Genomic DNA, 22,010 nt, shown 5'->3' with positions numbered 1-22,010 from the left:
ATCACGGTGTCTGGCGTGGCTTTTTTTACCCAATGGGTGAGGGTTTGTTTCCACTCTTGTTCTGAATGCACCCATTTCGGGTTGTTGACCATCACGTTGCCCGGGCACAGTGGGTAACCCAATTGTTGAAGGGTGTGGGTGAGGTCGTTCATGGCACTTTGGCATTGATGCCACTCCAAGCCATCTTGAATTATTAGCGCGTTGTCTTGATCGGTTTTGAGGATTTGTTCTCCACGGCCTTCGGAGCCCAACACGATGAGGCAGCAATGATTATGCAGTGCGGGTGGGATAACCAACTCAAACGCTTTCTCTATTATCTGTTCATTAACGGCTGAAATTAGCTCCATGATGAAGCGCGTGCGAATGCCGTTACTGAGTAGGCTTTCGACCAGTTGACGTTGTTTGTTGGAGGCTAATGCGAGCTCTTCAATGCTGGTGGATCGCGCAATACGCAAAGTGAGCACGTGAGAGTGAGTGGAGAATGCACTGAGGATTTGTGTCATATCCACCATGCCGACAGCATCTAGACCGTCACAAACCATCAACCTTTTTACCCGGTTTCTGGTCATGGTAATCATGGCATTAAATAAGAAATCCCCTTGGTTTACGTGCATCACTGGAAATGTTGCAATCTCGCCAACGGGCGCGTCCTGTGGGAAGTTATCGAGCATTACAGCGTGCAATAAATTGGTTCGTGTGACGATCCCATACGGTAAGGAGCCTGAACCAAAATCTTTTATGCCTTTGTCGTCTAAATGCACCAGCGCCGAGTCTAAGCCTTGCTCTTTTAGGATTTGAGTGACTTGGTTGATGGGTTGCCCTGGCTCAAGAATCAGTGGTGGGTGATAAATAGAGTCATCCACTTTGGTCAATATAAACTCGGCAAGGTTTTGTTGCTGCTGAGCGGCCTCAATCAGAGCTTTCCGTGTCGACAGGTTACTATCAAAGTAGGCGGCAAATTGACCATTGGCGTGATAAAGATCGAGAAAAACATCGGTAGGCAGTAGGTAGCTTAAGGTGTCTTCGAGTGCGATATATTGATGTTTGGTGTGAGGTTCAAACTGGCTGCGCACATCAAAAATATCGTCATTGGCGTAATGTGCGTAAATCTCACCATCACTGCTCGCGCGCTCTTCAACGGCTCCTTTGATCAGGATATGCAGGTGTCTGCTCGGCCTATCTGCTTCCAGTATCACTTCTTGAGAGCGGTAATACACCACGTCTAATGAAGAGCGAAGCTTCAATTGTTCCGTATCGGACAGGCTATCGAAGGGTGGGTGCTGCATATTAAATTTTTCAGGCATAAGCATCACAAGAAGTGGGAGTCTTTAATCAGTCTGACAAAATACCAGCGAAGCTCCAGACGACTTTAGTCTAAATGCAGACTAGATATCGATGAACGTGATATAGCTTGGTGATAAGTGATAAGTGATAAGTGATAAGTGATATCTAGGCTAATTGAATATAGGAATGCTATCCCAGTAATAATTCCCTTTTTCATCCTACTCTAGATAGGCATAATTGGAGCCGCCTTTTTCCGCACACTTTATAGGTTATTTATGTTTAGCCCCTCTCCTTACGGATGGATATCTCAGTATTTTCTTGGTTTCTTTTTTGCGTATGGTGTGTACTTGCCATTTTGGGCGTTGTGGTTTGAAGACCAAGGCGTTTCTGCAGGGGACATCGGTGTATTGATTGGTATTGGTTTTGCGACTCGCTGTGTTGCTAACCTTGTGATTACGCCGCGCATCCATAACGTAGAGAATCTTTTGCCCGCTCTGCGCTGGTTGAGCTTCGCCTCATTGTTATTTGTTGGTTTCCACTTCTTTACTGGAGGCAGTTTTCTATTGATGCTGTTGGCAACAGTATTGTTTAACCTGTGTTGTGGGCCGGTTATCCCTCTTTCTGACGCAATGGCTAACCATTACAGTCGTCTTAAGATGCTTGACTATGGACGCACTCGTTTATGGGGTTCGATTGCTTTTATTGCGGGTTCAACCGTGGTGGGTTATTTAGTCGCACAGTTCGGCACTGATATGATTTTGTATACAGCGCTTGTTGGTGTGCTGTTGTCGTTAGTGTTGGCGATGAGAAACCCTAACGTGATGCCAGTAACGCAATCTGAGAAACAAGCAGTGCGACCAAAATTAGGTGAGTTACTGCGTGAGTCGTCTGTGGTTAAATTTTTGGCCTTGATGGCGTTGCTGCAAGGTAGCCATGCGGCTTACTACAGTTTTAGTGCGATTTACTGGAAAGAAGCCGGTCACTCAGAAGCGATTATTGGTTATTTATGGAGCCTAGGCGTTGTTGCTGAGGTGGCTGTGTTTGCTCTCAGTAAGCGCTTATTCTCTGGCTGGTCAATGCGTACTCTATTCGTGGTAGCTGCAATCGGTGTGATGGCTCGTTGGGGGATTACCGCATCAACAACGGCGATTTTCGCCTTGGTTATGGTGCAAATGCTGCATGGTGTGACGTTTGCTATGGCGCATATCGCAGCCATTCAATACATTCAATCAGAAGAACAGAATAAAATGGTCGCGCTGCAAGCTCTGTATAACGCGATCCCATTGGGGGCTGTTATCGCACTAATGACGACCTTAAGTGGTTGGGGCTATGAGCTTTGGGGGGCAAACATCTTCTGGGGTATGGCCGCGATGGGGGCTCTTGCTCTGTTCATTAAGTTGGACGAGAGAAGTTCAGTGGTTGAGATTAATCAATCAGGTTCGGAACAATTAGAATCTAACAGCAAATGCTGATAATTAGAGTCTGAAGCACAGAATTTAAGCGATTCGATTGAGTTAATGACCCATCCTTAGTTAAATGAAACCTCTCCCTTATGGAGAGGTTTTTTTATGGATGAAAAAGGGTTTTTAATGCAAGGATGGATAGTAATTCCAGTCTCTTTAGCCTATTTGGGCGTGTTATTTCTGATCGCTTGGTATGGAGACAGGCAGGTTCGCTGGCTATCGCGTTGGCGCCCATGGATCTATAGTCTTTCGATTGCAGTGTATTGTACCTCTTGGACTTTCTATGGAACGGTCGGACAGGCGAGCAATAACCCATGGTCCTTTTTACCCATCTATCTCGCCCCCATTCTGGTCTTTACACTCGGGTGGCGGATCTTGGCGCGGTTGATCCTGATTGCAAAGCGTGAACACATCACTTCAATTGCCGACTTTATCGCGGCTCGTTATGGAAAATCTCAGGGCTTGGCTGTTGCCGTCACCGTGATTGCCGTGGTCGGTATTCTTCCTTATATCGCGCTACAGCTGCGTGGTATTACGATGGGGCTAGATATTGTTGCGCCAAACCTAGCGTCTGATTTCGGTTATCAGGATTATCACGTCTCTTGGTTTGTGGTCGGTGCTTTGGCCATTTTTACCATGCTGTTTGGTACAAGACACATTGATAACACAGAACATCACCGTGGCATGATGATGGCGGTGGCGTTTGAATCTATCGTTAAGCTTGCAGCATTCTTGATTGTTGGCCTGTTTATTATCTACCTGGCGATGAGCAGTGACAAAATTGACTTGTTTGATGTGGCGGCTTCCACCTACGAATCGCCTAATATTCCGACCTTAATTATTCATACCGTTTTGACCATGTTGGCGATTGTCTGTCTGCCGCGTCAATTCCACACCATGGTGGTTGAGAACGAACGTCCTCAAGATTTGCATACCGCTCGCTGGTTGTTTCCTCTTTATTTGATTTTGATGGGCCTGTTTGTGCTGCCAATTGCTTGGGCAGGACAAGGGCTGCTCACCGACATGCCGGCTGATACTTACGTGATCAGTGTACCAATGGCAGAAGGTGCGAATCACATTGCTTTGTTAGCTTTCCTCGGAGGTACTTCGGCGGCGAGTGGCATGGTGATTGTCTCGACCATCGCATTAGCGATCATGGTATCGAATGATTTAGTGATGCCATTGCTGCTGCGCCGTATGCGCCTAACTCAAAGAACCCATCGACATTTTTCTGGCATGTTGCTGGTGATTCGACGCGGGTTGATTTTACTGCTGTTACTGGGTGCTTGGCTGTTCTATCAAGCGCTCGATACCATTCACTCACTGTCGGCGATTGGCTTTCTTTCCTTTGCGGCGATTGCTCAATTCGCGCCAGCACTTATTGGTGGTTTGTACTGGCGTCCGGGCAACCGGAAGGGGGTTTATGTCGGCTTAATGGTGGGCTCGTTGATTTGGCTGATCACCCTGATGAGCCAAACCAGTATGCTGGCGGGCGATAGTGAAAGTAACCTTTTACTGTGGATTATCACGCCACCAGAGTTGCTCAACAGTTGGGAGATCAGCAGTTCAAACTGGGGGATTGTGCTGAGTATTTTACTGAATACTTTGTGTTATGCCGTGGTTTCTATGGTGACCAGACCAAGCCTAAGTGAGCGTTTACAATCGGCTGCTTTTATTGGCACACCATTACCAGAAAATGAGAACATCAGCCTCTATCAGAGCCGTGTGACGGTCGCTGAATTAGAAATGCTGGCGTCTCGTTTTGTGGGGCGTAAGCGTGCGAAAAGTGCCTTACAGAGTTATTGGCAACAGCACGGGCAGCCGCTACTTCCTAACCAACAAGCGCCCGCAAGCCTGATTCGACATGCAGAACGTGTGCTCGCTGGTGTATTCGGTGCATCTTCAGCTAAGTTAGTACTTACTTCGGCCTTGCAGGGCAGAAATATGCAGCTTGAGGAAGTGGCGACCATCGTTGATGAAGCCTCTGAACTGTACGATTTCAGCCGTGGTTTACTGCAAGGTGCGATTGAACATATTGGTCAAGGCATTGCCGTAATTGACAAACAAATGAGGCTGGTGGCGTGGAATCAACGTTACTTAGAACTGTTTGAGTTCCCTGCAGGCTTGATTCAGGTGGGTCGACCCATTTCAGATGTAATTCGTCACAATGCTGAGCAAGGTTTGTGTGGCCGAGGCGACCCAGAAGATCACGTTCGACGCCGTGTTTATCACCTTGAGCAAGGCACGCGACACACCTCATCTCGTATTCGTCCGGATGGTCGAGTGATTGAGGTGCAAGGTAACCCAATGCCAAGTGGTGGCTTCGTCATGAGCTTTACCGATATCACGGTTTTCAGACAAGCAGAGCAAGCGCTAAAAGATGCTAATGAAAGCTTGGAATCGAGAGTCCATGAACGAACTCAAGAGCTCGAGAAGCTTAACCATCGTTTGGTAAAGGCGACGCAAATATCTGACCAAGAATCACAATCTAAGAGTCGTTTTCTTGCGGCTGTTAGTCACGATTTGATGCAGCCATTAAATGCTGCTCGCTTGTTTGCTTCTTCGCTATCTGAGGTCGCAAAAGAACAAGAGGAGAAGCAGCTTTCTTCTCATATCGAAAGTGCGTTGGGTGCGGCTGAAGATCTGATTGGCGACCTGCTTGATATCTCGCGATTGGAGTCAGGAAAATTAGAAACCAACATTCACGCGATTGCCGTGCATGATGTACTGACCAACCTGAATGCAGAATTTAGCGCTTTAGCGACACAGCAAAAAATACAGTTTCAGATGATTCCATCGTCACTGTTTATTCACTCTGACCCTAAGTTATTAAGACGAGTGATTCAGAACTTTTTAACGAATGCGTTTCGCTATAACCCTGAAGGGAAAGTGGTCCTCGGTGCGAGACGAGTGAATGATCAGGTACGAATTGATGTGTGGGATAACGGAACCGGTATCGATGAAGACAAGCAACAAGAGATCTTCGAAGAGTTTACGCGAGGTAGCCAAGTACGAGCCGATCAGGGGTTGGGATTAGGGTTGGCGATTTCGAAAGGGATTGCTCATGTGCTTGGTCATCAAATATCGATGCGTTCATGGCCGGGAGAAGGTAGCGTCTTTTCCATCACCTTAGCGAGAGCAGAGCAGGTGGCTCCGGTTGTACAAGCTTCGACGCCAATGGCGACCAGTGACATCGAACATCTGAAAATACTGTGTGTCGATAATGAGCGCGAGATTTTAGTCGGCATGGAGAACTTGATTGGTCGTTGGGGCTGTGAGGTTAAGACCGCCGTCGACTTAGTCGAAAGTTTGAAGTGTCTCGATGATGATTGGCAGCCGGATGTGATTTTCTCTGATTATCGCCTCGATAATGGCCGAACGGGTCTCGAAGTGTTGCAACAATGCCGTTTACGTCTTGGAGATTCTTTTGAAGGGGTCATTATCAGTGCAGATAGAACCGATGACATGCTGGCAGCAATAAAAGCCAATAGCTTCAGCTTTATCGCTAAACCCGTCAAGCCGCTAAAACTCAGAGCGGTTCTAAATCGGGTGAGTTAATTAGGAATAATCAGCTCGAATTCCTAATTAATGAACGGATGTAAAAAAGGCCTCGGATGAGGCCTTTTTTGTTTCAGTAAGGATCGTTAATGCCTATTCGCTTTTTAACTAACTAGCCCGCAATACCGCCCTGCGTCAGCGTGCTTGGATCAAGCAGCTTGCTGAGTTCTTCTCGGCTAAGATCCGTTTCTCGTTCGGCCACATCAAGAATCGGTAAGCCCTCTTTGTAGGCTTTCTTGGCAATATCAGCCGCTTTTAGGTAGCCAATCACAGGGTTAAGTGCGGTCACCAGAATTGGATTCTTTGACAGTGCCAAATCGAGGTTGTCTTGGCGTACCGTGAAGGTAGAAATCGCTTTATCAGCCAGTGCGACTGAACTGTTTGCTAACAACTCTATGCTTTCTAATACGTTATGAGCAATAACGGGCAGCATCACATTTAATTGGAAGTTACCCGATTGGCCTGCAATCGTAATGGTGGTGTCATTGCCAATCACTTGTGCTGCCGCCATTGCAGCTGCTTCTGGAATTACAGGGTTCACTTTGCCAGGCATGATCGATGAACCCGGCTGTAGAGCCTGCAACTCAATTTCCCCTAAGCCAGCCAACGGCCCTGAATTCATCCAGCGAAGATCGTTTGAGATCTTCATGATCGCAACTGCTGCAGTTTTAAGCTGACCTGACAGTGCAACGATCGCGTCTTGGCTACTGAGGTTAAAAAAGAAGTTTTCACTCGAGGTAAAACTGATCTTTGTCGATTGAGACAGGTTACTTGCAAACTTATCGGCAAAGCGTGGGTCGGCATTAATCCCCGTACCTACCGCTGTACCACCTTGAGCAAGCGCCTTGACTGCTGGCAAGCTGCTTTCTATCGCTTGCTTGGCATGTTCAATCTGAAATTTCCAACCACCAAGCTCTTGAGCAAAGGTAATCGGCATTGCATCCATTAGATGGGTACGGCCAGTTTTGACTACCTCAGCAAGTTCATGCTGTTTTACGGTAAGCGCCGCAAAAAGGTGGGTAAGTGCAGGCAACAGCTTATTTTCTGCCATCAAAGCGACACTGACTTGGATTGCTGTCGGCACGACATCGTTACTGCTTTGCCCCATGTTTACGTGATCATTCGGGTTCACGTCTCCTTGCAGGCTTCTTGAAGCGAGTGTCGCAATCACTTCGTTGGCATTCATGTTGGAGCTCGTACCAGAACCGGTTTGGTAAACATCAATAGGGAATTGCTCGAGGTGTTTACCCTCAATGATCTCTTGGCTAGCTTCGGCTATCGCGTTGGCAATATCACCTTCTAATAAACCTAACTGAGCGTTGGTATCGGCGGCGGCCTGCTTAATCAGCGCCAGTGCTTGAATGAAACTGGCTGGCATCTTGTGTGAACTAAACGCGAAGTTATCAGCGGCACGTTGAGTTTGAGCTTGGTATAGCGCATCGGCAGGAACTTTCACTTCGCCCATGCTGTCTTTTTCTATCCGAAATTGTAGAGTCATCTTCTATCCTTGTTAGCCAAGTGGGGCTTGGACTTGTTGTAGTGTTTGGCTGAGATTCAAAAAACGCGCTTGGCCTTGAGGCTGCTGGCAGTAGTGGCGTTTCAAATAAAATAGTGGTGAGTGAATAGAGTCTAGGCAGATATGACGAAAGGCGAAACTGCGTTCTGGAGACTCAATCGCTTCAATCAAATGGAAGAAAACTTGGCGCAGATACAGCTCGCACAACAAGATATTTTCTTGGGCGGCATGCTTTTCATAGTAAGCAGAAAGCGTGAGTGCGCACTCGATATACTCTCGAATCACAAACGGTTCATGGCCTTGAACTTGTTCTAATGAAGCAAAGCGATCCTGTGCTTTGTAAAACCTCGAATAAAGAACCTGCTGCTCTTTCATCATCTGCATCTCATCAATGAGTGTTAATGATAATTATTATCAAATGAGATTTTAAAAACAACCCTTTGTTTCTCTTTTTATAAAGTGAGTAGGAAAAGAAAAAGCCGCTACATGAAGTATCGGCTTTCTGGAGTCAGTACCTAATCCCTACAATGTAAGTACTGATTCATTTTTGCTAAACATCTTTGTTTCGTGGTAGTGCTTAGTGGTCGTGAGCTTCACCAGCACCTTTCGGGTAACGAATGTTCTCAACCATCTCTTGTACATCTTCAGGAACTTCAGCGGTCACTTTGTTCACTGCAATTGATACTACGAAGTTTAGACACATACCTAGCGTACCGATGCCTTCTGGGCTGATACCAAACCACCAGTTTTCCGGTGTGCTTGCTGCTGGGTTAATGAACTTGAAGTAGATGATGTAGCTTGCTGTGAAGGCAATACCTGACAACATACCTGCAATTGCGCCTTCCTTGTTCATCTTCTTGTAGAAGATACCTAGGATGATCGCTGGGAAGAAGGATGCTGCGGCTAAGCCGAAGGCAAACGCTACTACCTGTGCTACAAAGCCTGGTGGGTTAATACCCAAGTAACCTGCACCTACAATCGCGATCATGGCAGCTAAACGAGCGGCTAACAGCTCCTGCTTGTCGGTCATGTTTGGTCTAAAGCCTTTCTTCAACAAGTCATGTGAAATCGACGTTGAGATTACCAATAGCAGACCCGCGGCTGTTGATAGTGCTGCGGCTAAGCCACCAGCTGCAAGCAGTGCGACAACCCAGTTTGGTAGTTTTGCTAGTTCTGGAGAAGCCAGTACGATGATGTCACGGTTAATCTTCATTTCGTTGCGTTCGTCGCCCGAGTAGAACATTTTGCCATCGCCGTTCTTATCTTCCCAACCAACTAGGCCAGTGCTTTCCCAGTTTTTGTACCAGCTTGGTGCTTCTGCTGCTGCGACACCTTGCATGTCTGGGCCATTAATCGTTTCGATCATATTTACACGAGCGAAGGCTGCAACGCCTGGCGCTGTTGTGTATAGCAATGAGATGAACAGTAGTGCCCAACCCGCTGAGATACGAGCATCACGTACTTTTGGTACCGTGAAGAAACGAATGATTACGTGTGGAAGACCGGCAGTACCTACCATTAGAGCTGCACAGATGAAGAATACATCTACCATGCTCTTGTTACCTTCGGTATAGGCTGTAAATCCGAGCTCTTCGGTTAGTCCATCCAGTTTATCAAGTAAGTATACATCTGTACCTGATAGCGTTGAGCCCATACCAACTTGTGGAAGTGGGTTACCTGTCATCATGATTGAGGTAAAGATTGCTGGAACAAGGAAGGCGAAAATGAGGACACAGAATTGAGCTACCTGCGTATAAGTGATGCCTTTCATGCCACCAAGCACTGCGTAGAAGAACACAATACCCATACCAATGATGATGCCTAGGTTAATATCAACTTCTAGGAAACGAGAGAATACAACGCCAACACCACGCATCTGGCCCGCAACGTACGTAAATGATACGAAGATTGCACAGAATACCGCTACCATACGTGCTGTTTTCGAGTAGTAACGTTCACCGATGAAATCAGGAACCGTAAACTGACCGAACTTACGTAGGTAAGGTGCTAAACATAGCGCAAGTAGTACATAACCACCTGTCCAACCCATGAGGTAAACCGCACCGTCGTAACCAACGAATGAGATGATACCTGCCATTGAGATGAATGATGCTGCCGACATCCAGTCAGCGGCTGTTGCCATGCCGTTTGCTACTGGGTGTACGCCGCCGCCAGCAACGTAGAATTCACTCGTTGTTCCAGCGCGAGCCCAGATTGCGATGCCGATATAGACTGCGAAAGTAATACCGACGAGAATAAACGTCCAAGTTTGAATATCCATGTTCTAGCCTCTAGTCTTCCTGTACGTTGTATTTTTTGTCCAGCTTATTCATGCGAACAACGTAAATAAATATCAACGCCACGAAGGTATAAATTGAACCTTGTTGAGCGAACCAAAAACCTAGCTTAAACCCGCCAAATTGAATGGTATTTAGGACATCCACAAATAAGATGCCAGCGCCATAAGACACCACAAACCAGACAGCGAGTAGTGTTCCCATTATTCCCAAGTTTTCCTTCCAGTAGGCTTGAGCATGTTCCGTAGATTCGAACGCCATTGCCTTCTCCTTTAATTCCGTTTTCGTAGAAACCGTTTCTGTAGAAATTGCTGTGTTAACGTAATGTTACGATTTAGAATGTAGCAAGGATAAGTCAAGGGATCTGTGCAACTTTAGTCGGGACGCTATTAGCGCTAATGTCCTTAAATATGGGAGCTAGGAGACAGAACCATAGAAAAACGTGATGTTGCAATGATGTTAAATTAGCCAAAGGTCTAACAAAAAGGGATGAATTAGAGTGAGAGTCATAAAATTTAACAACTAAATGACTGAGAAACGGTATTTAGCCCTGCTTATGACACGAAGCGAAACATAAGTTTGTTATAGTAACTACGGCACTTTCACCGACCGTGCCTTGCTAAACGGCAGAAGATCAACAAGCTAGTGGCAAAAGATCAACAGGCTTAAAGCTCGGATTTTATTCTTTGGGGGAACGAATTGGACGCAATAACCATTAACCACTTATTCTTGACTGGTGCCGTACTCATCGCCATCAGCGTGCTTTTCTCACAAGTGTCCTCTCGATTGGGCGTTCCTATTCTTTTGATCTTTTTGTTCGTTGGTATGTTAGCGGGTGAAGATGGACCCGGTAATATTCATTTCGATGATTACTCACTGACCTACTTGGTGAGTAACCTTGCGCTTGCCGTGATTCTGTTGGATGGCGGTATGCGAACCAAGGTGGCGAGCTTCAAGGTCGCTTTCTGGCCTTCGCTCTCGCTGGCGACGATAGGTGTCGCATGTACAGCAACCTTAACCGGATTGATGGCGGCTTGGCTGTTTGACTTGTCATTAATGCAGGGCATCTTGGTCGGGGCGATTGTGGGTTCAACCGATGCGGCAGCGGTATTCTCTTTGCTGAAAGGGCAGAGTCTCAATGAGCGTGTAGGTTCAACTCTAGAGATCGAATCGGGCACTAACGACCCAATGGCGGTCTTCCTGACGGTGACCTTAATTGCGCTGTTAGGTAACCCTGACGCTGAGATGGGAATGAACTTCCTACTGCAAAGTTTTGCGATGCAGTTTGGTATCGGCACCCTTGTTGGTATTGGCGGCGGCTGGGTTCTATGGAGCTTAATCAATCGAGTACAACTGGCTGATGGCCTTTACTCCATTCTGGTACTCAGTGGGGGCGTGGCGCTGTTTGCGTTCTCTAACATGCTTGGCGGTAGTGGCATATTATCGATTTACCTAGTGGGCTTGTTCATTGGTAATCGTCCAACGCGTTCTCGACACTCTATTCTTAATGTCCTAGACGGTATGACGTGGCTAAGTCAGATCGTGATGTTCTTGGTGTTGGGTTTATTGGTGACTCCATCGACCTTAATGGACATTGCACTTCCTGCGTTAGCACTGGCTTTCGGTATGATTTTGTTTGCTCGTCCAGTGTCGGTTTGGTTGGGTTTGCTGCCGTTCAGAAGCTTTACCACCAAGGAGCGCTGGTTTGTCTCTTGGGTCGGTTTACGTGGTGCAGTTCCGATCATTTTGGCGGTTTTCCCGATGATGGCTGGCCTGCCAAATGCTCAGCTGTATTTCAATATCGCCTTCTTCGTGGTTATGGTTTCGTTGATTGTTCAAGGCGGCAGCTTAATGAAAGTCGCAAGACTCGCTAAAGTGACTCTACCGCCAACGCCAACACCGATTTCTCGCACCGGTATCGAGATTTATCCGACCAGTGAATGGGAGATGTTTGTCTACAAGCTGAAAGAGGAAAAGTGGTGTGTCGGTGAACCGCTCAAGCGTTTATCGATGCCAGAAGGGACACGCATTACCGCACTGTTTCGACAAGATGCCTTGCTTCACCCATCGGGCAGTACCATATTAGAGGCGAACGATATTCTCTGTGTACTTGGTCAAGATAAAGACCTAGGTAGCCTAAGTGAGCTCTTCAGTGAGGCACCTTTGGCAGAAGAAGCCGCTCGATTCTTTGGTGACTTCTTCTTAGATGTTGGGTTATCGGTCGCTGCGGTAAGCGATTGTTATGGTATTGAACTTGGCTCGGAAGAAGAGCGAGAAATGACGCTAAAACAATTGGTTGATCAAGAGCTTGGGGCACACCCGGTATTAGGCGACAGCTTCGAGTGGCATGACATCACTTGGGTGGTTGCAGATATAGATGATCATAAAGTCGTCAAGCTGGGTTTATGTTTGCCTAAGACGACTTTAGAAGAGGATGTAAACGAAGCTTAATTGTGGATTTCTTGTAGCAAGATAACTGCTTGAGTTCGGTTTTTCACATCCAGTTTACGGAAGATGGCTGTCATATGCGCCTTGATGGTCGCTTCCGAAACATTCAATTCGTACGCAATTTGCTTGTTCAGTAGGCCGTCCGATAGCATTCCTAACACCTTGTATTGTTGAGGCGTCAATGTGGAAAGCTTTTCCGCAAGGTCGCTACAGGCTGCATTGTTGGTGATCAGCCCTTCAGGGAAGAACGGGTCGCCATTCAGCACTTGATTGAGTGCGCTGACCAATTCACGCATATCACTCGATTTAGGAATAAAGCCAAAGGCACCGTGGCTCTTCACTTGAGTGACAACGCTGGCATCCTCGCTGGCAGAGATCACCACAATTGGTAAATCTGGGTATTCAGCACGCAGTTGAATTAGGCCAGACATCCCGTTTGAACCCGGCATTTTAAGGTCGAGAAGCAACAGATCAGGTTCATCTTCTTTTTTTAGCAGAGTCAGTAAGGCATCGAGAGAATCAGCCTCAAGCAGGTTCGCACCGCTGATCGCCATATGAACTGACTGAAACAGGGCGTTGCGAAAAAGAGGATGGTCATCAGCAATGATGATGGTATAGGTCGAGTCCATGACGTTCATACTTTTAACAATTTAGTTAATATTTATTATCATCCTGATTGAGTATGTGGACAATATCTATGCATGAAAAGTCTGAACCATATCGACTTTTATCCCCGGAATAAGAAAGCGTTACTCTGAATAGCAAAAAAGCCGCACTGCCATCTCGTTAATGAGGGGCAGTGCGGCTTTCGTTTAGGCAGATATTCCGGTGAATATTGCCGTTATAGCTGGTGGTCTTGCATGTGTTTCAAGAATACATCGGCAGCCATAAAACCCGTTACACGAGCATTTGGAACATGGTTACCCTCGCCATCCCAGAACTCTATGGTTGGTAAGCCCAGCACCTGTAATTGTTTAAGCAGTTCAATGTCTTGAGGCATGTTTCTCGTTACGTCAGCTTGAAGAAGAACAAAGTCAGAAAGCTTGTTCTCAACATCAGCTTGGTGGAAGGTGTACTTCTCAAACTCTTTACAGGCCACACACCAATCGGCGTAGAAATCGAGCATCACTGGTTTGCCGAGTTTCTTGGCTTCGATGAGCTGGATTTCTAACTCTTCAACCGTGTTGACGCGGGCAAATTGGATTTGTTGCTCAACCACAACGCTCTTTTCTGCGAACCAGTAATTGAGTGCAGGTTGAGCTGATGCGAACAGGCCAAGCATCGCGATGATACCTACAGCGCTCTGTTTCCAACCACCGAATGGCAGTGCATTCTTGCTGTGGTAAAGCCAACCAAAGGCGATGAACCCAAGACCAGACCAAAGTACCGTTGCCCACAATTCAGGAATAATTCGCTCTAGCAGGAAGATAGGCGCTGCCAGCAAGATAAAGCCGAATACGATCTTCACCTTGTCCATCCAGCTACCTGCTTTTGGTAGTAGCTTATTACCAAACACCGCAACCAAAATCAGCGGTATACCCATACCCATCGCTAACGCATACAGAGCGAACGCCCCGGTTAATAGGTCGCCACTTTGAGCCACGTACAGTAACGCGCCTGACAGTGGCGCAGTGGTACAAGGTGAACACACCAAGCCAGAGATAGCGCCCATTGCGAACACGCCCAAGGTATTGCCACCTTGTTGCTTGTTACTTTGGTTGTTAAGCCAAGTTTGGATGCTGCTTGGTAGTTGTAGGTTATAAACGCCGAACATCGACATCGCCAACGTCACGAACAGAACACTCAGCGCGATTAATACATAAGGGTGCTGCATCGCAGCTTGGAACTGCATGCCTGCTGAAGCAACCACTAAACCCAATAAGGTGTAGGTCAGCGCCATGCCTTGTACATAAATGAACGACAGCATCAGCGCACGGCCTTGGCTGAGCTTACCGCCACCTAGCACAATACCCGTTAGAATCGGATACATAGGCAGAACACACGGCGTAAAGGCTAAGCCAACACCGAGTGCGAGGAATAATAATGGCGTCCACCAACTGTCACCCAGCTTATCGGCTAAGCCTGCTTCTTTTGAAACTGGAGCATTGGTTTGTTGAGTGGTATTGCTTGCTGCGTCAGCGGTAGGAGAAGAGGCTTGTACTGAATTGTCAGCTTCACCAGAAGAACCTTGTAAAGCACCACTGTTTTGATCATCACTGCTTTTCATATCCCCAGAACTCGTCGCAGTAAACGGTTCAATGTCGATTACTCGGATCTCTGGTGGGTAACAGAAACCAGCATCTGCACAGCCTTGATACTTAACGATCAGCTGTGAGCTATCTTGGTAACTCTGTAGAGGAACTTGCACGAATAATGGCTGAGTATAGATGCTCACCTCACCGAAGAATTCATCTTGGTGTGGTTGGCCATTTTCCATTTCAACATTGCCGATAGTGAGATTTTGGCCAGTGAACGAGAGGCTATGTTGATAGAGGTAGTAGCCCTTTTTTACTTGCCAGTCGAGAAGGACCTTGCCGTCTTGCTGGTAGTAATTGAAAGGGAAAGCTTGGTCTACAGGGACAAAACCGTTGTTATTGCCTCCGAAGCTTGGCTCGGCGTTGTCGTTTCCAAAAAGCGCCCACGCAGGCTGGGTGAACAGGGAAACACAAACAAAAAGTAATGTGGCAAGTCGTCGCATACTATTTAGTCATCAAAATGGAGTTGAAGGTATCTTAACTCAATCAGACCGTAATAGTTTGTGATTAGTTTCATCGGTAGACAAATATCCCCTAAGGCGGGTGGGCTATTTTCTGGGGCAGTCGAGAGAGTGTCAGTCGCTCAACATGAGTTGTCAGCTTTTGCCAATAAGACATTTAAGCCACTCCTAAGCGTGCTCTTACTACTTGTTCGCAAGCATCTATATTCGTGGTGTCTTTCGGAATAATTAACACCGTGTCATTGCCGCCAACCGTACCGATAATCTCGGTATGTGGGTCGATATCAACCAATCTTGCGACCAACTGTGCGCAACCAGGGTTTGTTTTTACGATCACCATTGCTTGGTTGTGAGTAATTAATTCGATTTGTGATGAGATTGACGCATCGACACGTACCGGTGCGCTTTCTACGGTGATGCAGTAAACCTTTTTGCCACAGGCGTTCTGGATTTTGACAACACCGAGTTGTGACAAAATACGAGACACAGTCGACTGGCTAATGCCTGTATAACCAATGTCGACGAGTTTCTCTCGCAGCTGGTTCTGGGTCGAGAAGCTTTGCTGTTGTAGTAAGCGTTTGCACGCTGCAGTCAGTGTTTTATCTTCAGCTGAATACAAGCAACCGTGCTCAGTGATTTGGTTCATGAACAACTCCTTAAAGCCAACGTGTGGGTATCGCTTGTCCATAGCGCAGAACGCACTCCCAAAGCCGTAGAGTACGATTGTTAGTTAGGGCTTACCGATGAATCCCGAAATAAATAGGAAGGGTATGCGTGATGTATGATCTTCTATTCATCCAGTCTACCACTAAAGAATAGTTATCTTTTTGAAGGCGATCACCAAACAAAATTCTGGTTATTTGCTTTTTTTGTGGAATTTTATTCTTTGGGTAAGTGGATATTTATTCCAGGTTGGGAATAAATATCCATGTAGTTTGAGCGGTTTCTTTTACGAAGGTAAGAGCGCTAAGGGCTAGCGGATTTCACTCATGATCTCGCGAGAGAATACTTTTTCACAATAGTGACATTTTAGTTGGACGTTTTCGTGTTTTAGCTGCACTTTAAAGCTACTTTCAACGGGTTCACCGTGCGAAATACAGTTGCTATTCGGGCAAGAGTACACACTGTTGATTTGGTCTGGCAGTACTAATGTTAGCTTATTAACCACCTTGTACTCTTCAATCTGATTTACCGTCGCTTGCGGCGCATACAGAGCCAATTGGTTGGCTTGTTCCTTGGTCAGAAAGATGTTCTCAATCTTGATCAGATCTTTATGACCAAGCGCAGATGATGGCAGATTCAATCCCATGGTGATGCGTTGTTCTGTTTTGTGTAGCTTAAACAGTTTAAGGATTTTGATACCAAGATGAGCAGGGATGTGGTCAATCACGCTGCCGTTACGGATCGCTTCTACTTGTAGCTGAGTTTGTTTAACCATGACTGTTTCTCCTGCTTATAAAGTGTCGTTAAGAACTAGGGCCAATAGGGCTTCGCGAGCGTATACACCGTTTTCAGCTTGTTCAAAGTAGTAAGCGTGTGGCGTTTTATCTACGTCGGTTGTGATTTCATCGACGCGTGGTAATGGGTGAAGCACCTTCATGTTCTGGCGTGCATCTTTCAAGGTATCGGCCGTTAGAATGTAAGCCGACTTCATGTGCGCGTATTCTGACGCATCAAAGCGCTCTTTCTGTACGCGAGTCATGTACAGGACATCCAGTTCAGGCACCACTTCTTCAATGCTGCTGTGGGTGCTGTATTGGATGCCCATCTCTTCCAATTCTTCACAGATGTAATCAGGCATCGCTAACACTTCTGGCGCGATAAAGAAGAAACGCACGTTATTGAATTTTGATAGTGCTTGCGTCAAAGAGTGTACGGTACGGCCATATTTTAGGTCGCCGACGAACGCCACATTGAGGTTATCGAGCGTGCCTTGCGTTTCGTAAATCGAGAACAGATCCAATAAGGTTTGCGTTGGGTGTTGGTTTGCACCATCGCCACCATTCACAATTGGCACACCGTTAGAAAATTCAGACGCTAAGCGCGCCGCGCCTTCTTGTGGGTGACGCATCACAAAGGCATCCACGTAAGATGAAATCACTTGAACGGAATCGGCAAGTGTTTCGCCTTTTTTCGCCAGCGATGTGTTGCCGCCATTATCAAAGCCGATGACTGTGCCGCCAAGGCGTTGAACTGCGGTTTCAAATGAGAGGCGAGTTCGAGTTGAAGGCTCAAAGAAGCAGCTCGCAACGACTTTATTTTTCAGCAGCTCAGGGTTTGGTTCTGCTTTGAGTCTTGCTGCAGTATCGACGATAAGCTCCAGTTCATCACGAGATAGCTCTGGAATGGAGATGATGTGCTTGTTAAATAACGAATGCGCCATAACGGGTCTTCCTTTTTCTATGCATACAGTCAAATTGCGGACAAAAAAAAGCCCCCTAAAAATAGGAGGCTTCGAAATGATCAATAGAGCAAAATAAAAATGACACCAACGCCGTTCTAAGGCGTATTGGCTGACAATCATGTGCGAAAAAATTGCGGTTCATTTTTTGCTCTCTTAAGACAAATTGCGGAGGATTATACTCAGATAAAAAGGCCATGCAATACTTTCTGTAAAGTATTCATTTAATGGATTTTTATGCGAGATTACGTCCATTTTAAACTCCCATTTAAGTCTTTGTTGGGGCTGAGACTTACAGGGTTTTCCAGGAAATTATCTCTTCAACCGCATGAAAAAAAATGCGAGTTTTATTCAAGGTCAAAATCCCAAGAACGCCACCCGCATTTCCCTGTCATTGCACTTAACTTATCAACGTATTTCGAACAAGTGAGTGCCTAGCTTCTTAATTTTTAACGTCTTAACTGTTTAGTTTCTTAGGTCATTAGCTGCCTAATGTCGCAACCATTACTGCTTTGATAGTGTGCATGCGGTTTTCTGCTTCATCGAACACGATAGAGTATTCAGACTCAACCACTTCATCCGTCACTTCTACGCCATCTTTAAGCTGCGGATATTCAGCAGCAAGCTGTTTGCCGACAGTTGTATCTTCGCCGTGGAAAGCAGGTAGGCAGTGCATGAATTTCACATGTGGGTTGCCTGTTGCTTTGATCATGTCCATGTTGACTTGGTAAGGCATCATTAGGTTGATACGCTCAGCCCATGCTTCTTTCGCTTCGCCCATTGATACCCAAACGTCGGTATATAGGAAGTCACAACCTTGCACGCCTTCTTGAACATCTTCTGTTAGCGTGATTTTGCCGCCAGTGTGTTCTGCGATTTCACGACATTGAGCTAATAGCTCTTCTTCTGGCCAGAATTGTTTTGGAGCAACAAGGCGAATGTCCATGCCCATTTTCGCAGCACCAACCATCAGAGAGTTGCCCATGTTGTTGCGAGCATCACCTAGGTAAGCAAACTTGATTTCATGCAATTGCTTGCCACGGCCGTATTCCGTCATAGTTAGGAAGTCAGCTAGGATTTGTGTTGGGTGGAATTCGTCAGTCAGGCCATTCCACACAGGAACGCCAGCGTAAGCGCCTAGCTCTTCAACGATTTCTTGACCAAAGCCGCGGTATTCGATGCCATCGTACATACGGCCTAGAACGCGAGCGGTGTCTTTCATTGATTCTTTGTGGCCAATTTGAGAGCCAGATGGGCCTAAGTAAGAAACTCGAGCACCTTGGTCGAATGCTGCTACTTCGAATGCACAGCGAGTACGAGTTGAGGTTTTTTCAAAGATAAGCGCAATGTTTTTGCCAGTCAGTGTTGGCTGTTCGTAACCGTTGTACTTCGCTTTTTTTAGCTCCATAGAAAGATCTAACAAGTGTTGAATTTCGCGTGGAGTGAAATCTAGTAGTTTTAGGAAGTTACGATTGCGTAGGTTAAAAGCCATGATGTATTCCTTCTTAGATTTAGGCGCTTCCTTGTTACAGGGAAATAAAATTCAAGAAAGCGCGATTCAATTTTTAGTTAAAGTTGTTCGGTTTTGTTTGTTTCGTTTAATCTGTTTTCGCAAGCTTTAAAAGCTCTCAAGGTTTAAGACTCTCAAGATGATAAAGCTCGCTAGTGCATTAACCTTTGGTGATATTGGTGCCCGCTTGGCCTTGCAGGATTTGCAAACCATCTTCGAGTGCGCCGATACCCACTACTTTGCCGCCTTGCTGAATGAACTCGCACGATGCTTCGATTTTTGGCCCCATTGAGCCTGCATCAAATGTAAACTTCGCCAATTCACTTGGTGTAGTACTGCGCAGTGCGTGTTGAGTCGGTTTGCCCCAATCAAGATAAACAGCGTCAGCATCGGTCAGAATAAGTAGTGCATCCGCATCCAATTGTTTCGCCAAGAAAGCCGCTGACATGTCTTTGTCGATAACCGCTTCAACGCCGACTAATTTGCCATTTTCTTTTTTCACTGGGATGCCACCACCGCCAGTACAAATTACGAGGTGACCTGCATCGATAAGTTGAGTGATCGCTTCGTGTTCAACAATGCCAGTAGGGCGTGGGCTTGGCACTACTCGACGGAAATGTTGACCGTCTGGTTTTACGATCCAGTGGAATTTCTCCGCTAACTCACGCGCTTCTGCTTCTTCGTAGATCGGGCCAATTGGCTTAGTTGGATCTGCGAATGCAGGATCGTTTGGATCAACGGTCATTTGCGTCAACATGCATGAGATGTTGCGGTCAGGCAGGTAGTTTTTGAACTCTTGCATTAGCATGTAGCCGATCATGCCTTGAGTCTCACTGCCCAATACATCCAATGGATACGGGTTTACTTTTTTGTACTCCAAACCTTGCAGAGCAAGTAAGCCAACTTGTGGACCATTACCGTGCACTAGAACCACGTTGTACACTTTCGCGATTTCAGAGATGGTTTTAACAGCCGTTTCAATATTACGGCGTTGAACATCGGCTTCTAACGGCTCACCGCGACGAAGTAGGGCATTACCGCCGAGTGCAACAACAACAGTTTGCTTAGTCATAATTGTGTTCTCTCATTTTGGCCAAGTTGAGATTATTTAAGATCGTTCAACTTGGCCGTTTCGTCTTAGTGATTAGATACCATCACGCTCAATTGGGCAGCTCATGCAGCGTGCACCACCGCGACCGCGACCAAGTTCGTCTCCTGGAATCGGAAGAACCGTGATGCCTGCTTTGTCGTATTTTTCGTTGGTGTATGTGTTGCCTTCGTAGCCAATAACGACGCCAGGTTTAACCGTTAGAACGTTGTTTGCATCGTTCCACTGTTCACGTTCTGCATGGAAGTTGTCGCCACCAGTTGTGATTAGGTTTAGCTTGTCTACGCCAAGTGCTTTTTCGATAGCTGTTACGAAGTAGCCTTCTTCTTTCACTTTCACTGCGCCTGACTCATCGCCAGTTAGGTTCCAGCACTGTACGTCTTTACTTACCACTTCAGGGTAAACAGAGAACGTATCTTCGTTCATGTGAGTCATCACGGTGTCTAAGTGCATGCAAGAACGGTGTTTTGGTAGCTGCATTGCGATAACTTGTGTCGCTTGACCGTGTTTGAATAGGCTAGACGCTAAGTGTTCAACACCTTGTGCTGTTGTACGCTCAGACATACCGATAAGAACCGCGCCACGGCCGAGAACAAGAACGTCACCACCTTCGATTGTTGAGTTGTCGTAGTTGATGTTTTCTTCATCACCGAAGTATTTAATGAAGTCTTCGCCTGCGAATGTTGGGTGCCAGCGGTAAATAGCGCGAACGTGGTTTGTTTCACGTTGACGAGCAGGTTTCGCCATCGGGTTGATAGATACGCCACCGTATACCCAGCAAGATGTGTCACGAGTAAATAGGTGGTTTGGTAGAGGTTCGATAATGAAGTCAGTTGGTGCGTGCATGCCTTGCATCATTGAAGATGATTTCATTGGCATTTCAGCGTAAGACAGACCGCCCGTTAGAATTTTTGCTAGCTCTAAGTTTGGTAAGTCGCCCAAGTAGCAGCGCACATCATTGGCGAATGTTTTACCCAAACGGTAATCAGATACCTGGCAGCTTAGTAGCCAGTCTTTCGCTTCTGGCACTGCTAGTGTGTCTGCTAGTAGGTCAGTAAGAAGAAGAACTTCAACACCCTGATCACGTAGCGTTTTAGTAAATGCGTCATGCTCTTTACCTGCGCGCTCAACAGCCAGTACGTCATCAAATAGTAAATCGTGACAGTTAGAGGGTGTTAGGTGAGTCAGTGCGCGTCTTGGGCGGTGAACTAGAACGCGGCGCAATTGACCTATTTCAGAACCTACATAGAACTTACTCATGATCGTCTCTCTCTTATATATTTGAATTACTTTTATCGCTAAGAGTAATTATTTATTTTCAGTGGAGAATAATGAATTATTTTATTCATATCTCTTGTCTGGAATTAATATTACGCCTGCTAGTCAGGTATTCTTAGAGATCTATCACAAATCGTTTTTTATCCCGCAGCCCTTTAAAATTAAGGATTTTAACAAACTTTATGCACTTTTAGTCATGACGATTACATTCTAAATAGTTAGCTGTTAGGGAACTTTATGCACGCTTTTTTGATGAACCTTCCTAGAATTAAAATTGTTAGGGATTATATGCAAAATAGTTTTATTGATAAGAATGTACTTAGCTTGGAAGTATGCAATGTTTCTATTTAGATATTTAATTTTGGATGTGAAATTAATTATTTATTAACAAAATAAATGCGAATAAAGCTGTTGTGGTCACACTTTATAAT

General features: G+C 46.1%; 16 protein-coding genes. 3 read left to right on the top strand and 13 right to left on the bottom strand.

What is annotated here, in order from left to right; all coding sequences use genetic code 11:
* A partial coding sequence (locus AB4496_RS09165; protein ID WP_372130842.1) for a DUF294 nucleotidyltransferase-like domain-containing protein occupies positions 1-1,310 on the bottom strand: 1,310 nt, incomplete at its 3' end.
* Positions 1,311-1,559: 249 nt separating this feature from the next.
* Here AB4496_RS09165 and AB4496_RS09160 point away from each other — a divergent pair.
* Positions 1,560-2,756: a 3-phenylpropionate MFS transporter gene (locus tag AB4496_RS09160; RefSeq protein WP_009844696.1), complete on the top strand. Its 1,197-nt coding sequence runs from the start codon at positions 1,560-1,562 to the stop codon at positions 2,754-2,756.
* 117 nt (positions 2,757-2,873) lie between these two features.
* The gene (locus tag AB4496_RS09155) at positions 2,874-6,305 is read left to right on the top strand and encodes a PAS domain-containing hybrid sensor histidine kinase/response regulator (protein ID WP_032554989.1); all 3,432 of its coding nucleotides are present in this window, start codon (positions 2,874-2,876) and stop codon (positions 6,303-6,305) included.
* A gap of 112 nt (positions 6,306-6,417) precedes the next feature.
* Here the strand turns inward: AB4496_RS09155 and AB4496_RS09150 are convergent, their stop codons facing one another.
* The 4 genes from AB4496_RS09150 to AB4496_RS09135 form a co-directional block, all read right to left on the bottom strand.
* Complete coding sequence (locus AB4496_RS09150; protein ID WP_032554988.1) at positions 6,418-7,803, bottom strand: lyase family protein; 1,386 nt, start codon at positions 7,801-7,803, stop codon at positions 6,418-6,420.
* Positions 7,804-7,815: 12 nt separating this feature from the next.
* Positions 7,816-8,199: a hypothetical protein gene (locus tag AB4496_RS09145; RefSeq protein ID WP_009844699.1), complete on the bottom strand. Its 384-nt coding sequence runs from the start codon at positions 8,197-8,199 to the stop codon at positions 7,816-7,818.
* Between the two features lie 199 nt (positions 8,200-8,398).
* Positions 8,399-10,102: a sodium:solute symporter family protein gene (locus AB4496_RS09140; RefSeq protein WP_009844700.1), complete on the bottom strand. Its 1,704-nt coding sequence runs from the start codon at positions 10,100-10,102 to the stop codon at positions 8,399-8,401.
* 10 nt (positions 10,103-10,112) lie between these two features.
* On the bottom strand, positions 10,113-10,379 hold the full coding sequence (locus tag AB4496_RS09135) for a DUF4212 domain-containing protein (protein WP_009844701.1): 267 nt from the start codon (positions 10,377-10,379) through the stop codon (positions 10,113-10,115).
* Positions 10,380-10,817: 438 nt separating this feature from the next.
* Between AB4496_RS09135 and AB4496_RS09130 the strand changes: the two genes are divergently transcribed.
* Positions 10,818-12,569: a potassium/proton antiporter gene (locus AB4496_RS09130; protein ID WP_009844702.1), complete on the top strand. Its 1,752-nt coding sequence runs from the start codon at positions 10,818-10,820 to the stop codon at positions 12,567-12,569.
* On the opposite strand, the gene AB4496_RS09125 is transcribed toward AB4496_RS09130, so the two are convergent.
* From AB4496_RS09125 to arcA, 8 genes are all read right to left on the bottom strand, one after another.
* Positions 12,566-13,195, bottom strand: a complete 630-nt coding sequence (locus AB4496_RS09125) for a response regulator transcription factor (RefSeq protein ID WP_009844703.1) — start codon at positions 13,193-13,195, stop codon at positions 12,566-12,568. The two genes, AB4496_RS09130 and AB4496_RS09125, sit on opposite strands and share 4 nt — an antisense overlap.
* A 212-nt stretch (positions 13,196-13,407) precedes the next feature.
* Positions 13,408-15,264: a protein-disulfide reductase DsbD gene (locus AB4496_RS09120; RefSeq protein WP_009844704.1), complete on the bottom strand. Its 1,857-nt coding sequence runs from the start codon at positions 15,262-15,264 to the stop codon at positions 13,408-13,410.
* A 175-nt stretch (positions 15,265-15,439) separates the two neighbouring features.
* Positions 15,440-15,928 (bottom strand): arginine repressor, encoded by a 489-nt coding sequence (locus AB4496_RS09115; RefSeq protein ID WP_009844705.1) that lies wholly within the window; start codon positions 15,926-15,928, stop codon positions 15,440-15,442.
* Between the two features lie 327 nt (positions 15,929-16,255).
* Entirely contained in the window at positions 16,256-16,720 is a 465-nt protein-coding gene (gene pyrI / locus AB4496_RS09110) for an aspartate carbamoyltransferase regulatory subunit (protein ID WP_009844706.1), read from the bottom strand.
* 15 nt (positions 16,721-16,735) lie between these two features.
* Positions 16,736-17,665 (bottom strand): aspartate carbamoyltransferase, encoded by a 930-nt coding sequence (pyrB, locus tag AB4496_RS09105; protein ID WP_004729720.1) that lies wholly within the window; start codon positions 17,663-17,665, stop codon positions 16,736-16,738.
* 499 nt (positions 17,666-18,164) lie between these two features.
* Complete coding sequence (locus AB4496_RS09100; RefSeq protein WP_009844707.1) at positions 18,165-19,175, bottom strand: ornithine carbamoyltransferase; 1,011 nt, start codon at positions 19,173-19,175, stop codon at positions 18,165-18,167.
* 178 nt (positions 19,176-19,353) lie between these two features.
* Positions 19,354-20,265: a carbamate kinase gene (gene arcC / locus AB4496_RS09095; RefSeq protein ID WP_009844708.1), complete on the bottom strand. Its 912-nt coding sequence runs from the start codon at positions 20,263-20,265 to the stop codon at positions 19,354-19,356.
* Between the two features lie 72 nt (positions 20,266-20,337).
* Positions 20,338-21,561, bottom strand: a complete 1,224-nt coding sequence (gene arcA / locus AB4496_RS09090; protein ID WP_009844709.1) for an arginine deiminase — start codon at positions 21,559-21,561, stop codon at positions 20,338-20,340.
* Positions 21,562-22,010: the final 449 nt, after the last annotated feature.

Origin of the sequence: Vibrio sp. 10N.222.46.A1 (assembly GCF_041473595.1) — a bacterium.
GTDB lineage: Bacteria > Pseudomonadota > Gammaproteobacteria > Enterobacterales > Vibrionaceae > Vibrio > Vibrio tasmaniensis_A.
The sequence above is the reverse complement of the archived record's forward strand: the minus strand, read 5'-3'. Positions and strand labels throughout refer to the sequence as shown.